At 66.9% G+C, this 14,396-nt stretch carries 15 protein-coding genes; 5 read left to right on the top strand and 10 right to left on the bottom strand.

The features are described 5' to 3' along the window. Window positions 1-88: 88 nt before the first annotated feature. Window positions 89-289, top strand: coding sequence for a hypothetical protein (locus ACETMP_RS30615; RefSeq protein WP_375159049.1), 201 nt, complete (start codon window positions 89-91; stop codon window positions 287-289). A 27-nt stretch (window positions 290-316) separates the two neighbouring features. On the opposite strand, the gene ACETMP_RS30620 is transcribed toward ACETMP_RS30615, so the two are convergent. Continuing rightward, on the bottom strand, window positions 317-1,639 hold the full coding sequence (locus ACETMP_RS30620; protein WP_375159050.1) for an ATP-binding protein: 1,323 nt from the start codon (window positions 1,637-1,639) through the stop codon (window positions 317-319). A 13-nt stretch (window positions 1,640-1,652) separates the two neighbouring features. Continuing rightward, window positions 1,653-2,468: a response regulator gene (locus tag ACETMP_RS30625; protein WP_375159051.1), complete on the bottom strand. Its 816-nt coding sequence runs from the start codon at window positions 2,466-2,468 to the stop codon at window positions 1,653-1,655. A 179-nt stretch (window positions 2,469-2,647) separates the two neighbouring features. Here ACETMP_RS30625 and ACETMP_RS30630 point away from each other — a divergent pair, with 179 nt between their 5' ends. After that, window positions 2,648-3,199 (top strand): hypothetical protein, encoded by a 552-nt coding sequence (locus ACETMP_RS30630; RefSeq protein ID WP_375159052.1) that lies wholly within the window; start codon window positions 2,648-2,650, stop codon window positions 3,197-3,199. Window positions 3,200-3,416: 217 nt separating this feature from the next. After that, window positions 3,417-3,956: a PRC-barrel domain-containing protein gene (locus ACETMP_RS30635; protein ID WP_375159053.1), complete on the top strand. Its 540-nt coding sequence runs from the start codon at window positions 3,417-3,419 to the stop codon at window positions 3,954-3,956. A 103-nt stretch (window positions 3,957-4,059) separates the two neighbouring features. Here the strand turns inward: ACETMP_RS30635 and ACETMP_RS30640 are convergent, their stop codons facing one another. From ACETMP_RS30640 to ACETMP_RS30670, 7 genes are all read right to left on the bottom strand, one after another. Further along, window positions 4,060-4,887, bottom strand: a complete 828-nt coding sequence (locus ACETMP_RS30640; protein WP_375159054.1) for an ABC transporter permease — start codon at window positions 4,885-4,887, stop codon at window positions 4,060-4,062. Further along, window positions 4,884-6,128 (bottom strand): ABC transporter permease, encoded by a 1,245-nt coding sequence (locus ACETMP_RS30645; protein WP_375159055.1) that lies wholly within the window; start codon window positions 6,126-6,128, stop codon window positions 4,884-4,886. The genes ACETMP_RS30640 and ACETMP_RS30645 overlap by 4 nt, the downstream gene beginning before the upstream one ends. 220 nt (window positions 6,129-6,348) lie before the next feature. After that, window positions 6,349-7,407 carry an ABC transporter substrate-binding protein gene (locus ACETMP_RS30650; protein ID WP_375159056.1) on the bottom strand — a complete coding sequence of 353 codons (1,059 nt, stop codon included), beginning with the start codon at window positions 7,405-7,407 and terminating at the stop codon, window positions 6,349-6,351. 65 nt (window positions 7,408-7,472) lie between these two features. Further along, window positions 7,473-8,582: an ABC transporter ATP-binding protein gene (locus ACETMP_RS30655; protein WP_375159057.1), complete on the bottom strand. Its 1,110-nt coding sequence runs from the start codon at window positions 8,580-8,582 to the stop codon at window positions 7,473-7,475. Between the two features lie 327 nt (window positions 8,583-8,909). Further along, complete coding sequence (locus tag ACETMP_RS30660; protein WP_375159058.1) at window positions 8,910-10,478, bottom strand: DUF4403 family protein; 1,569 nt, start codon at window positions 10,476-10,478, stop codon at window positions 8,910-8,912. 121 nt (window positions 10,479-10,599) lie between these two features. Continuing rightward, the gene (locus ACETMP_RS30665) at window positions 10,600-11,238 is read right to left on the bottom strand and encodes a glutaminyl-peptide cyclotransferase (RefSeq protein WP_375159059.1); all 639 of its coding nucleotides are present in this window, start codon (window positions 11,236-11,238) and stop codon (window positions 10,600-10,602) included. Between the two features lie 30 nt (window positions 11,239-11,268). After that, complete coding sequence (locus tag ACETMP_RS30670; protein ID WP_375159060.1) at window positions 11,269-12,489, bottom strand: helix-turn-helix domain-containing protein; 1,221 nt, start codon at window positions 12,487-12,489, stop codon at window positions 11,269-11,271. A 120-nt stretch (window positions 12,490-12,609) separates the two neighbouring features. Between ACETMP_RS30670 and ACETMP_RS30675 the strand changes: the two genes are divergently transcribed. Together ACETMP_RS30675 and ACETMP_RS30680 are read left to right on the top strand one after the other, a co-directional pair. Continuing rightward, on the top strand, window positions 12,610-13,401 hold the full coding sequence (locus tag ACETMP_RS30675) for a DUF899 domain-containing protein (RefSeq protein ID WP_375159061.1): 792 nt from the start codon (window positions 12,610-12,612) through the stop codon (window positions 13,399-13,401). After that, window positions 13,394-13,666 carry a hypothetical protein gene (locus ACETMP_RS30680; protein WP_375159062.1) on the top strand — a complete coding sequence of 91 codons (273 nt, stop codon included), beginning with the start codon at window positions 13,394-13,396 and terminating at the stop codon, window positions 13,664-13,666. Before ACETMP_RS30675 ends, ACETMP_RS30680 begins: the two co-directional genes overlap by 8 nt. A 203-nt stretch (window positions 13,667-13,869) precedes the next feature. Here ACETMP_RS30680 and ACETMP_RS30685 read toward each other — a convergent pair whose 3' ends face one another. Beyond that, window positions 13,870-14,286, bottom strand: a complete 417-nt coding sequence (locus tag ACETMP_RS30685) for a c-type cytochrome (RefSeq protein ID WP_375159063.1) — start codon at window positions 14,284-14,286, stop codon at window positions 13,870-13,872. Between the last annotated feature and the right edge of the window lie 110 nt (window positions 14,287-14,396).

Here is a 14,396-nt window from a genome sequence, read left to right on the forward strand (position 1 = left end):
CGGATGCCCGCTCGCGGCAGCAAGGCTGTCTATTCGCACGGGCGCGCGAAAGCGAGTAAGAAGCGGCTAGCAAATCGGGAGAGGTGCCATGCCGAAAGCAATCCTCAGCGACACCCCCAGGCAGAACCCCTGCGCCCAGTGCGGCACGCCGATCCCGCGGCCCGACTGGATCGAGCCGGGCGAGGGACGCGTTTCGTATCTCTGGACCTGCCAGGCCTGCAATTACCGCTTCGAGGCGGTGGCCATCTACGACGCGACGGCCGTCGAGCACCCGCCGCTCGCGGCGTAAGGCCTTTCGCCAAGCAGCGCGCGAGATTTACGCCGCCAGGCGCGGCTGCTGCCACAGCGGCAACTGCATCCGCACGATCAGTCCGTGCGGAACGCGGTCGTGCAGCGATAGCTCGCCGCCATGGGCGAGCGCGATGGCACGCGCGATCGACAGGCCGAGCCCGAAGCCGGTGGACTCGTCCATGGTGCGGGCATCGTCGCCGCGCACGAACGGCTCCAGCATCTCCTGCTTGCGCGCATCCGAGATGCCGGGACCGTCGTCCTCGACGTCGATGACGAACCCGCAGCCCTTGACGTCGAGCCGGATCGTCACCTCGGCGCCGAAACGCACCGCGTTCTCGACGAGGTTGGTGACGCCGCGGTGCAGATCGTCGGGCCGCGCGGCGGCGGTTGCCGATGCGGGCCCGTCATAACGTACGACATGGCCCATGTCGCCGAACTGATCGGCGATGAGCTGGAGCGTGCTCGCGATGTCAACCAGCGTTGCAGCCTCGACCTTGCGGTCGTTGCGCAGCAGCGACAGCACCGATTCCAGCATCGCGCGCATCTGGTCGAGGTCGATCAGCATGCGCTTGCGGTGGCCCTCGTCCTCGATGAACTCGGCACGCAGGCGCAGCCGCGTGATCGGCGTGCGCAGATCGTGGCTGATCGCGGCCAGCATCCTGGTGCGATCCGACATCAGCCGCGCGATCCGCTCGTGCATGCGGTTGAACGCGCGCGCCACCGAGCGGATCTCTTCCGGACCGCGCTCGGGCAGCGGCTCTGCCCCGCCGTCCAGGCTGAAATTCTCGGCGGCCTTCGCGAAGGACGACAGCGGCGCGGCCAGCGCGCGCGCCGCCCACAGGCCGAGCACGGTGACGCAGATGAAGGCGGTCATCAGCGCCATAAGCCAGGGCGCGCCCCAGAACCATGGCCGCGGCCCGCCGTCGACATGCCCGGCGATCATGCTGCCGTCGGGCAACTCGACGCCGATGCGGGCTCCGGGACCGCTCGAGGTCAGCTGGACCGCCTTGTAGCCGCGCCCGAGATGGCGGCGCATCGCGCGCAGGGGCTGATTGTCGCTCTCCTCGACGCTCGCGGTGCCGGGCGCCAGCATGTCGATGCCGAGCCTGGGGAAGGCGCGCGCGAGATCGGCGAGGAGGCGCGGACGCTCGCCGGCCTCGGCCGCGCCGAGCAGCAGCGCGGCATCGGCCAGCTGATGCGCGCCGTCCAGCGGCGCGTCGAAGCGGTCCGGCCGGCCGATCAGGAAGGCGGTGGTGACGACGAGATGGAGCGCGAGGGTCGAAGCCAGCACCAGTGCGGCGATCTGGCCGCCGATCCCCTTGAGGTGAAAGAACCCGAACGGCTTCATCGTCGGGGTCCCGTCAATTGTTCAGGGGCGCTGCGGCCGCTTCAGTGCCCGCGGCTTGAGGGCTTGCCGCCTGAAGGCCTGTCGCTTGAAGGTCTGCCGCTTGAAGGTTTGCGACCTGCGTTCGCGGCGTGAACAGATAGCCGCCGGAGCGCACCGTCTTGATGAGGGTGGGATCGGCCGGGTTGGGCTCGATCTTGCGGCGGATGCGGCTGACCAGCACGTCGATGGAGCGCTCGAACGAGCCGGTGTTGCGCCCCTGCGTGAGGTCGAGCAGGCTGTCGCGCGACAGCACGCGGCCCGGCCGTTCGCAGAACGTGCGCAGGAGATCGAATTCGGCGCTGGTCACCGCGACGCGCGCACCCGCCGGATTGCGCAATTCGCGCAGCCGCAGATCGATGTGCCAGCCCTCGAAGGTGAGCGTGGAGGCGCCTTCGATCGAGCTTGCCGCTTGCGCCGCGGCCTGGCGGCGCAGCACCGCGTTGATGCGGGCGAGCAGCTCGCGCGGGTTGAAGGGCTTTGGCAGATAATCGTCCGCGCCCATCTCGAGGCCGACGATGCGGTCGACATCCTCGCCGCGCGCGGTCAGCATGATGATCGGCGTCTGTCCCTCGGCGCGCACCTTGCGGCACAGGCTGAGGCCGTCCTCGCCGGGCAGCATGACGTCGAGAATGATGAGGTCGACGCGGTGATCGGCCATGGCGCGCGACATCTCGCGGCCATCGCCCACGGCGGTGACGTTGCAGGCGTTGTTGCGCAGGTACTTCGCAATCAACGTCCGGGTTTCGCGGTCGTCCTCGACGACGAGGATGTTCGGATTGGGAATGGCCATACGCCTTGTTTGTCCAAGATTCGGGCCAAATGGCGGGGATTTTTGTTTCGGATTGTTTCTGCCCGGCTTACGGCAACAGGCCGCAATCGCGTCGTCGCGCAGCGGCAAGGTCTCGTTAAGGCCGTTAACCATACCGTGGCGTGGTCCGCAGTAAAACCCGCAAGATCCACGGAGCCTTCATGACCTCGATTTCGGCGGCCTCCGCCGGCAACTACCAGTCGCCGCTGCAGCGGCTGCAGCAGGAATTGCAATCGGAAGTGTCCGCCGGCACGGTGTCGTCGGCGGATCAGTCCGCGCTCTCGACGGCGCTGACCGACATCGACACGGCACTCCAGCAGAGCCGGTCGAGCGGCACGCGTCCCTCCAAGGAGGACATGCAGTCGAAGATCGACGACCTTATCTCGAACGAGGTGTCCAACGGGACGCTGACCTCGGACCAGGCCGAAGCGCTCAAGGGCGTGTTTCAATCCGCCTTCGCGAGCGGTGCGGGCGGCCCCGGCGGCGCAGGCGGACCTCCACCCGGTCCGCCGCCGGACGACAGCTCTTCGGATTCGTCGTCGGCCACGGACACGACCGGCAGCAGCTCCAGCGACGAGACCGTTGCCGAGATCCTCCAGCAGTTCCTCCAGGCGCTGCAGGAATCGCAATCGTCGACGTCGTCCTACGGCGCCAGCGGCAGCTCATCCGCCAGCTCCGATTTCTCCGCGCTTCTGATCGACTACAAGAGCTGACCCCGAGCGACGCGGTCGGCGCGGCTCCTCGCCGCGATCGTGCTTCACCCAGGGCGCACGATCGTCGGCGGGGAACCGTGCGTCGCAATATGTTATGTTCCTGGGTGACGCAGGAACAGCCTGCCTGCGCGCATCGCGACGAAATTGCGGCGTGCACGGAACTGCGTGTGGTCAGCGCTGTTTTCTCCTTACGAGTTTCGTTGAAGGAGAGGACAACATGATGAAGTCGATCGTCGCCGGTCTTGCCGGCACCGCACTGCTTACGACCGTTGCGTTCGCGCAAGCACCGACCGCCACCACCGACAAGGCGGCACCTTCCGCCACGACGTCCACGGCCACGACGGCGTCGACCACCGCGTCCGGGCAGTGGCGTACGTCCAAGATGGACGGCCTGAAGGTCTATAACGAAGCCAACGAGAACATCGGCACCATCAACGACCTGCTGATGGACAAGAACGGCGACATCAAGATCGCCGTGATCGGCGTCGGCGGCTTCCTCGGCCTCGGCGAGCATCTGGTTGCCGTGCCCTACGAGAAGCTGAAGTTCGTCAACGAGGCCGTGGCCTATACCGGCACCGGCACGAACCCGGGCGCCAAGCCCGCGGCGACGACGACCACCGGCGCCGCCACCGGCACCGACAACAAGCCGGCTGCGACCACGACGTCGTCCGCGTCGAAATGGTATCCGGACCACGCCGTGTTCAACGCCAGCAAGGACGAGCTGAAGAACATGCCGGAGTTCAAGTATTCGGAGTAATGCGGCTCTGAGCGACTAGACGAGGCGCGCCCGGTTTTCACCGGGCGCGCTGTCGTGTCGTTTTTGCGTGCCTCGCCCGGAAGGGAAGAGGTAACGCCTCCGCTCAGCCGCCGGCCTTGAGCCGCTCGTTGCGGCGGCGCAGGGCTTCCATGGTGGCGAGGAGGATGACCGACACGCTGGTCAGGATCAACGCCGCGGCCGTGATGGTCGGGCTGATGTTCTCGCGGATGCCGCTGAACATCTCGCGCGGCAGCGTGCGCTGCTCCGGGCCGGCCATGAACAGCACGATCACCACCTCGTCGAAGCTGGTCGCGAAGGCGAACAGCGCGCCCGATGCGAGGCCGGGCAGGATCAGCGGCAGGATCACGCGGCGGAACGCCTCGAGCGGCGAGGCGCCGAGCGAGGCGGCGGCGCGCGCCAGATTGGTGTCGAAGCTCTGCAGCGTCGCGCCGACCGTGATCACCACGAAGGGCGTCGACAGCGCGGTGTGGGCCAGGATCAGGCCGAGATAGCTGCCGGTCAGTCCGATCGGCGCGAAGAAGAAATAGAGACCGACCGCGGTGATGACGCCGGGCACGACGACCGGCGACAGCACGAAGGCCAGCACGAGCGGCTTGAACCGGCTCTTCCACTGCGCCAGCCCCAGCGCGGCCAGCGTGCCAAGCACCATCGACAGTGCGGTCGAGGCGACGCCGATGATCACGCTGTTCTTCAGCGCGTTCATCCAGCGCGGCGAGGTGATGAAGTCGTCGTACCAGCGCAAGGACAGTCCGGGCAGCGGATAGGTGAGGTATGAGCCCGAGCTGAAGGACAGCGGCATGATCGCGAGGATCGGCGCGATCAGGAAGACGAACACCAGCGTCGAGACCACGATGGTCGCGGTCCACGCGATGCGTTGGCTGGGGGTGCGCAGGGCGGAATTGTCGCTCAATTCTTCATGCCTCCCGTGACCTGCTGGCCCTGCACCAGCTTGCCGTAGACGAGCGCCAGCAGAATGGTGGCGAGCAGCAGCACCGCGCCAAGCGCCGAAGCCAGGCCCCAATTGGCGGTGTCGGTGGTGTAGAGCGCGATGAAATAGCTGATCATCTGGTCGGCGGCGCCGCCGACGAGGGCCGGCGTGATGTAATAGCCGAGCGCCAGGATGAAGACGAGCAGGCTTCCGGCGGCGATGCCGGGCAGGGTCTGAGGCAGGTAGATGCGCAGGAAGGCGGTGACCGGCGGTGCGCCGAGCGAGGCGGCGGCGCGCAAGTAAGCCGGCGAAATCGCCTTCATGCTGCTGTACAGGGGCAGGATCATGAACGGCAGGAGGACGTGGGTCATGGCCACGCAGACGCCGAAGCGGTTGTAGATCAGGCGCAACGGCTCGTCGATGATGCCGAGCCAGTGCAGGCTGTCGTTGACGACGCCTTTGCTCTGCAGCAGCACGATCCAGGCGCAGGTGCGGACCAGAAGCGAGGTCCAGAACGGCAGCAGCACGAAGATCATCAACAGGTTCGACTTTCCGGGCGGCAGCGTCGCCAGGAGGTAAGCGACCGGGAAGCCGAGGATCAGGCAGAGGACGGTGACGCTGAGGCTGATGACGAAGGTGCGGACGAACAGGCTGCGGTAGATGGCCTGGTCCGGCGGGGCCGCGACGATCGCGCCGTCCGCGTTCCGCACGAGGTCGAGCGCCGCCAGGAGGTAGAAGCCCGTGATGGGACCGCTGGCGTCCTTGATCGTCGTCCAGGTGGCGCGTTCGCGCCAGGCCGGATTGATCTTGCCCAGCGTCTCCTTGGCGGTGCCGGGCTCGGGCGCGGCCTTCAGATTGCGGGCGGTGCTGGTCAGGATGGTGCGAAAACCGTTCAGCGCGTAGTTCAACCGCTTCGCCGCGATGGCGATGGTGCCGGCGGCGCGCGCCGCCAGCACGTCGCTTGCCAATGCTGAATAGGCTTTTTCGTCCGGCAGGTCCGTGCCGTCCCAATCGGCGAGAGCAGCTATGGTTTGAGGCAGAACCTGACGCACCTCCCTGTCATCGACCGCGCGCCACAACATGCCGGCGATGGGCCCGGCGAAGGTGAAGAGCAGGAAGACGAGAAGCGGGAGGACCAGCGCCAATGCCTTGAGCTGGCGTGCCCGCTCCGCCTGCTTCAGGCGGCGCTTGAGTGGGACTTCGTGCAAGGACGCTGCTGTCACGGCGCGAGTCGCTTTGACGGGAGGCCTGAGCAAGCGCCTCGTCCTTCGAGACGACCGCTTCGCAGTCTCCTCAGGATGAGGCTCCACGGTATCGGTGTCCGTGAAGTCGTTGCCGCACACTCAACCCTCATCCTGAGGAGCCCGCCAAAGGCGGGCGTCTCGAAGGATGGCCGCAATGAAACTGCTTTCCATGTGCGCCGCACGCGGGTGCTGCCGCGCGCTATTTCGCGGCCCATTTGTTGAAGCGCTCGGTCAGGCGGTCGATGTTCTCGAGCCAGAAGGCGACGTTGATCTCGACCGCGTTCTTGATGTTGTCAGGGGCCGTCGGCAGGTCCTTCAAGACGGCGGGCTGAAGCCTGCCGGCCGCGTCCTTGTTCGAGGTGCCGTAGGCGATGTTCTCCGACAGTTTCGCCTGGTTCTCCGCCTTGCCGACGAAGTCGAGGAACTTGTAGGCGGCGTCCTTGTTCGGGCTGCCCTTGAGGATGACCCAGCTGTCGAGCGTGAACAGCGCACCATCCCACACCATGCCGAAGTTCTTCTTCTCGTTCTTGTTCGCGGTGTCGATGCGGCCGTTGTAGACCGAGGTCATCGCCACCTCGCCGGAGGCGAGCAGTTGCGGCGGCTGGGCGCCGGCCTTCCACCAGACGATGTCGCCCTTGATGGTGTCGAGCTTCTTGAAGGCGCGCTCGACGCCCTCGTCGGTCGCCAGCACCTTGTAGACGTCTTTCGGTGCGACGCCGTCGGCCATCAGCGCGATTTCCAGCGTGGTCTTCGGGCCCTGACGCAGGGCGCGCTTGCCCGGAATCTTCTTGGTGTCGAAGAAGTCCGCCCAGCCCTTCGGGGCTTCCTTCAGCTTGTCCTTGTCGTAGCCGAGCACGAAGTCGTAGAGGATGGCGCCGACGCCGCACGGATTGACCGATGGCGGGATATAGGCGGCCTCGCCGCCGATCTTGGTATAGTCCAGCTTCTCGAACAGGCCTTCCTCGCAGCCGACCGCGAGTTCGTCGCTCTCGACCTGGACGACGTCCCAGGTGGCGGCACCGCCTTGCACCTTGGCGCGCAGCACGCCGACGCCGCCGTCCCAGGACTCGTCATTCATGGCAATTCCGGCGGCCTTCTTGAACGGCTCGAAGTAGACCTTCTTCTGGGCCTCCTGGTAGGCGCCACCCCACGACACGACGGTGAGGTCCCGCGCCTGTGCGACCGTCGCCAGCGCAGCGCTCGCACCGAGCGCGGCGGCGAAACCCAGAGCAATCCTGCCCATCTTGCGCTTCATCATGGTCCTGGTTCCTTCTTGGTGCGAGTTGCGTTGAGGTTGAGTATTTCAGGTCCGCTTGTGTTGGATCAGACCGGATCGAGGGCGAGGCAATCCTCCGGGCGGAAGCTGATGAAGACGCTCTCGCCGTGGCTCAGGCTGCCATGTGCGCCCGGCTGAAGCTTGACCATGAATTCGGCGTTGCCGGCGACGTCGAGCACGGCCAGCGCGTGGTCGCCGAGATAGATGGTGTTCTGCACCTTCGCCGGCAGGCGGTTTGGTCCGTCGCTGGAGCTGCCGTCCGCGATGATGGCGATCCGCTCCGGCCGTACCGAGAGCGAGGTGGATGCGCCCGCGCCCGAGACGTTGACCGCCCGGGCGGTGACGGCGCCGCCACCGGTCAGCGCGACGCGGCAATAATCCTTGTCGACCGTCTCGACGGTGCCGGCCAGCACGTTGTTCTCGCCGATGAAATGGGCGACGAAGCTGTTGACCGGATGCTCGTACAGCGCGTCGGGCCTGTCGATCTGCTGCACGACGCCGTCGTTGAACACGGCGATGCGGTCGGACATGGTGAGCGCCTCGCTCTGATCGTGGGTGACGTACACGATCGTGATGCCCATGGTCTCGTGCAGCTGCTTGATCTCCAGCTGCATCTGCTCGCGCAGGCGCTTGTCGAGGGCGCCGAGCGGCTCGTCCATCAGCACGAGCTGCGGGTTGAAGACCAGCGCGCGCGCCAGAGCCACGCGCTGCTGCTGGCCGCCGGACAGCTGTCCGGGCCGCCGGTGCGCCAGGTTTTCCATCTTGATCATGCGCAGCGCCGCAGCGACGCGCTCCTCCACCTCCGCCTTGCTCGTTTTGCGAACGGATAGCGGGAAGGCGATATTCTCGGCGATCGTCAGATGCGGAAACAGAGCATAGTTTTGGAACACCATGCCGATGTCGCGCTTGTGCGGCGGCATGTTCTTGATCGGCCGGTCCGCGAGATAGATGTCGCCATGGGTCGGTACCTCGAAGCCGGCCAGCATCATCAGCGTGGTCGTCTTGCCCGAGCCCGACGGGCCGAGCAGGGTGATGAACTCGCCCTTCCTGATGTCGAGGTCGAGGTTCTTCACCACGAGGTGCTCGCCATCATAGGTCTTCTGAATGCCGGAAAATCGCACCAATGCCGGCGCGGGCGTGACCATGCCGGCTTCCATATTTGTCCTCGCGGTGTCCCCTACAGTGCCGTGCGAGATTAGCATCCTGCGGCGAGAATGCCAGCGGCGCAAGCGACGAGGAATTGTGCGGGTCCGGTGAGTGGCGGGGCTATCGCATCTCATAACTCTTCCCTGCGGCCATCCTTCGAGACGCCCGCCTTGGGCGGGCTCCTCAGGATGAGGACGGAGTGCGTGGCTGCAGTTTCAAAGGGCACTGACGCGGAATAGCCTCATCCTGAGGAGGCGCGTAAGCGCCGTCTCGAAGGACGAGACGTGCGCGCAGGCCGCGCAACAAGTCAAATGCGATCGCGCCCCGCAGGGACGGCGCTACATCCCCGACAGCTTGCTCACATACACGTTCAGCGCGCCGCCGGCTTCCGCGACCACGCGCAAGGTCTTGGAATCGAAGGCGATGTCGGCCAGCGTCAGGCTGTCGATCCTGGCCTCGACCTTGAGGCCGTCCTCACTCTTCTGGTAATCGGCGATTGCGGCGGCGATCTTCTCGCGGGCGTTGGCGGCGATCGGCTTCAGGTCGAGCGTCGCCTTCTGCAGCAGCGCCTGCTGCATCTGCGGCACCACGGCGCGCGCCGCGGCGCCCAGCAGGCCGAATGCCGCCTCGGATTCCACCGCGAGCTCGATGTCGGTGAGCCGCAGCGTCTGTTGCGCCTGGTCGAGCACCGGCCGCCCCCAGATGTGCACAGTCGCCTCGGCGCCGAGGCCGAGCCAGCTCTTCTTCTCCTTGGCGCGCACCAGTAGCGAGATCAGCAGCCGGTCGCCCGACGGGATCACGTTGGCGCTCTTCACGGTGACGTCGACCGGGCCGGAGCCGTCCTCGGGATAGGTGCGGCCGACCATCTGCGCGGCGATCAGCCTGTTGATCTCGGTGAAGGGCACGTCGATCGGCACGCCGATGTTCACGCCGGTGCCGGTCGGCGGCACGATCGAGATCTTGTCGGGGAACGGACAGTTCGGCTTGGTCGGTGTCGAGGTGACGCGCGTCTCCGCTTCCAGGCCCAACAGCAGCGTCACGGCCTGCGCGTCGACACGCGGCTGCGCGGCGATGGCGCGGATCGGTTTCATCTCCAGCCAGAGCGGCGGCAGCGCGGCCGAGGCGCCCGAGCCCTGCAGCGGGATCGAGCGGCACGCCTTGGCCCATTGCAGCTTCGCGTTCTCGCGCAGGCTGGGATCGTTGCGGATCCGCTCGGAGACGATGTTGATCTGCTCGCCGACATTCTTGTCGATCAGCGGCTTCACCTGCGCCGGCACGTTGACCTTGGCGCCGGAGACATTGAGGTTGGTGTCGCCGAGATTGACCTGGGCGCCGAGATTGGGCTCGAGATGCCAATTGGCGGCGAGCTTCGGGCGCGAGGTGACGACCACGTTACCCTTGATCTCCGCGCTGGCGTTCAGATTCTTGATGTTGACGGCGCCGATCCGTTTCGCTGCGTCACCGCCGAGCACGCTGCCGAGCGCGTCGCCGAGCGCGCCGGTGGCCTTCGCCGACAGCGAGCCCGTCACGTTCAGCTTGCCGGAGAGCGGCGTCGAGATCGTCAGCACGTCCTTGTCGCCGCTAGCTGCCATCGGCCCGCGCACGGCGGACCAGCCGATGTCGGCGTTCTCCAGGATCTGCGAGATCGGGTTGTCGGCTTTGCCCGAGAAATTGCGTGGCGCGGCCTTCTCGGCCTGCTCGCGGATCGCCGAGATCGCGATGGCGACCGGCGCGATCACGATCGAGCTCTTCGCGGCCGGCGGCAGCGGCGGCAATTGCGCGACCGGCGGCGCGGAATTCGTCGCGCGCGGCGACAGCAAATCCATCGCCTTCAAGCTGATGAAGAAGGACGCCGCGAGCACGGCGACGCCGATCAGGATCGTCTTCAGATTCAACGTTGGTCGCATCAATCCCCCAAGCCGCCCCGGCGGGGATTCTACAGGGCGGGCGAGAACGGCGCTAGAGCGCACCGGTGGGGTGGAATTGCGGCGAACAGGTTAACGGATGCGACCCGCCGCTGCCATGCATTCAGCCGCGCCGGGGACGGCGGACCGCTCTTACATTGCCATTGGCGCCGCCGCCGCAGAAGAAGCGGTCACCGCCATCGGACTCCAGCCCGGACACGCCCGTCCCGGCGGGCAGGTCGAGCTGCTCGAGCACCTTGCCGGTCGCGGGATCGATCCGCCTGATGTCGCTCTCCTCGTTCTCCCAGGTGCCGTGCCAGAGCTCGCCGTCGACCCAGGTCACCCCGGTCACGAAGCGCTTGCTCTCGATGGTGCGGAGAACCTTGCCGGTTTCCGGATCGACCTGATGGATCCTGCGCTCGCGATATGCCCCGACCCACAGCGAGCCTTCGGCCCAAGCGAGCCCTGAATCGCCGCCGCCGCCCGGCGCCGGAATGGTGCTGATCACCTTGCCTGAGGCCGCATCGATCTTCTGGATGCGATCCTCGGCGATCTGGAACAGGTGCCTTCCGTCGAATGCCGTTCCCGCATGTGCGGCGACATCGATGGAGCGCGCGACCTTGCCGCTATCAGGATCGACCGCATTCAATTTGTCGCCGGAGGCGAACCAGACATGGCTGCCGTCATAGGTGACGCCGTGCACGGCCTCGACGCCCTCGAACGGCCCGTACTCCCTGATGATCTCGGCGGCTGCACGCTTCATCTGCTCGCTCCCTGTGATGTGGCCCCAACGTTACGTCTTCAGGAGCGGCGTGGGGAGTAACAAGCCTGTCGGGAAACCCGGGACGGGCGGCGTCATCCAGCGCCGGGCCCGCCCGTGCCCGAAGCTCTGCACCTTGTTCGAGCGCGCCAGCTCGTCGAGGGCCCGCTGCACCGTGCGCGGGCTCGTTCCCAGCGCCAGCGCCAGCGCCGAGCTCGACCAGGGCTCGCCGTCGGAGAGAAGAGCGAGAACATTGGCGTGCTTCTCGTCGACCGGCCGCGCCAGCACGAGGATGTCGCGCGTCCTGCGCGGCGCCAGCGCAAATCCTTGGCTAGTTGCGTTCACGTCGGCGAGGGGTCTGAGCTTGGTGCGGAGCCGACCCATCTCGACGCGCAACCGCGCCCGATGCGATTCATCGAGATGCTTGGCGCGAAACGCGCCCGCGATCAGCGTCTGCCGCGACACGTCCGCAGGCCATGCCTGTGCCAGGATGCGAACGAGGGCAAACAGCACCGGCCGGGTGCCGAGCGGCACGACGGTGCCGCGCCTGCGCACCGAATGATGGAACGTGTCCACGACGACTGCCTCGGATGTCGCGAGCTGCTCGACCTCCGCAAGCAGCAATAGCCGCTCCTCGCCGCGCGTGATCAGGCGCGCCGCCGGCGTGTCGAGCACGCGGCTCGCGCCTTCGACTTCGGCGGCGAGGGCGGGGATGCCGGCCTGCCGTGCTGCGCGGGCCGCCCGCGCCAGCGCCGCGCGCGCATCCTCCGATCGAAGCCGCCGTATGGCGATGCCGGCGAGCACCAGCTCGCGAACGACTTGCGAGGCAGGCGGCAGCGGGAAGGGGCCGGGATCGGCGAGCGTACGCTCCGCCTCCTCGATATGTCCGAGCAGGAGAAGACGCCGCGCGGCGATGTGGCGGGCATGCGCCGCGTTGGCGAGATCGCCATGCTTCTCGAGGGTCGCGCGCGCGGCGGCGAGTGTCTTGTCCGGCCAGCTCAGGTCGCGCGAGACCAGCGCGATCTCGGCTTCGGCCACCACGCATCTTGCCCGCGCCACCGCCTCGCGCGGGCCGAACGCGCGCGCCGCGTTTCGCAGCAGCGACTTGGCCTTGGCGAGGTCGCCGAGCTGCGCCATCGCGATGCCGCGCAGCGCCAGCGACGGTGCGTCGTTGCGCAGTGCGACGCGGTTCAGCGCACCGAGCGGATCGCCCGCCTCGAGCGCGCGCGCGGCGGCCGTGATCAGCGACTCCATTCCAATCCCGCCACACTTGTTACTCCCACCGCGCAACCGCGCGGTGCCAGAAATCGTTGTCGACCGACAATGTGCGGTGCGGGGCGGAATGGACTTGAGCGAGAGATTTGGAGAGTCATGATGACATTAGCCCAAAACGAACCGAATAACGGACAGTCCGTCATGCAGACACCTCCGGTGGTGTCGCCGCAGGACTGGGAGGCCGCCCGTCAGCAATTGCTCGTGAAGGAGAAGGCGCATACCCGTGCCCGTGACGCCCTGGCCGCCGAGCGCCGGCGCATGCCGTGGATGGAAGTTTCCAAAACCTATGCGTTCGAGGGGCCCGGCGGCAAGCTCAGTCTCGTCGACCTGTTCCAGGGCCGGCGGCAGCTGATCGTCTACCGTGCGTTCTTCGAGCCCGGCGTGTTCGGCTGGCCCGATCACGCCTGCCGCGGCTGCTCCATGGTGGCCGACCAGGTCGCCCACGTCGCGCATTTGAACGCCCGCGATACCACGCTCGTGTTCGCCTCGCGCGCGCCGCAAGCCGATATCGTCAGGCTGAAGCAACGGATGGGCTGGACCATGCCATGGGTCACCATCACCGACAGCTTCGATGCCGATTTCGGCGTCGACGAATGGCACGGCACCAACGTCTTCTACCGCGACGGGACGCGCGTCTTCCGTACCTATTTCGTCAAGAGCCGCGGCGACGAGCAGATGGGCGGCACCTGGAATTACCTCGACATCACGCCGCTCGGCCGTCAGGAGGTCTGGGAGGACTCGCCGAGGGGCTATCCGCAGACGCCGACCTACAAATGGTGGAACTGGCACGACAGCTACACGGAGGGCGCCGCGCCCGACAAGAAGTGGGTCGAGATCTCAGACGCCGGCGAGAAGGCGTTCCGCCGGGAGGCGGCGGAAGGCCGTGACTAGCCCCGTCGGCGCAATGGCCGGCGCCGGCCGCAATGGCGCGCTGGCGGCGCGCCACCTTGCCAGCTGGCTGTCCCTGGCGGCGACACCGACCTTCGCGATCATGGCCGTGCTGACGGTCGTGGCCGGGTCGGCCGACATGCTGTGCGCCGCCGGGCAGGGGGCGCTGCTCGGCGGGATGGTGCCGATGTATCTTTTGATGAGCGCGTTTCATTCGGCAGCCTGGCTGCGCTTGATCGCGGAGCGGCGGGTCGCGGTCAGCCGGTAAGCGTGCAGCCGGTGTGAACGCCGCGTCCTTCGAGACGCGCGCAAGGGCGCGCTCCTCAGGGCGAGGCTAGCTGGCATTTGCGGATTGATGAAAGCACGGCGCAGAGACTGCGGCCGTACACTCAGTCCTCATCCTGAGGGCCCGCCGCAGGCGGGCGTCTCGAAGGATGCGCCGCAATCATCGGGCCGGACGAAACGGGGCGGTCACTGCGAAGCCGCCTGCAGATACGCAACGACCTTCGCCGCTTCCTCCGCCGAGATGCCGCCATAGGGCTGCATCTTGTTGCCCGACACCACCTCGTCCGGCTTGACCATGAAGCGCGCCAGCTTGTCCTGGTCCCAGACGATGCCGGCTTCCTTCATCGATGACGAGTAATTGTAGTCCGGCAGCGCGCCAGCCTTGCGCCCGACGATCTTGTTGAGGTTGGGGCCGAGGCGATTGTCGCCTTCCTTCATGGAATGGCAGGTGCGGCAGGAATTGTTGAAGGCTTGCTTGCCTGCCTCATCGCCCGCCGGCTGCTGCGCGAGCGAGGCGGGCGCGGACACGAGCAGCGTCAGCGTGGCGGCGCCGGCGATCGCGTGCAGCCACGGATAGGGCGAGGATTGCAGGCGTGATTGCATTTGCGCCTCCATCGGGGACCGCGCCGCAGCAGGCGCGCGTCAACATGTCGAGGGCAAACAAAAGCGGCCCCGGCAGGTTCCGGGGCCGTTTGCGTCACGATGTCCTGCCG

It is taken from the genome of Bradyrhizobium dasycarpum, from assembly GCF_042019905.1.
Classification (GTDB): domain Bacteria; phylum Pseudomonadota; class Alphaproteobacteria; order Rhizobiales; family Xanthobacteraceae; genus Bradyrhizobium; species Bradyrhizobium japonicum_B.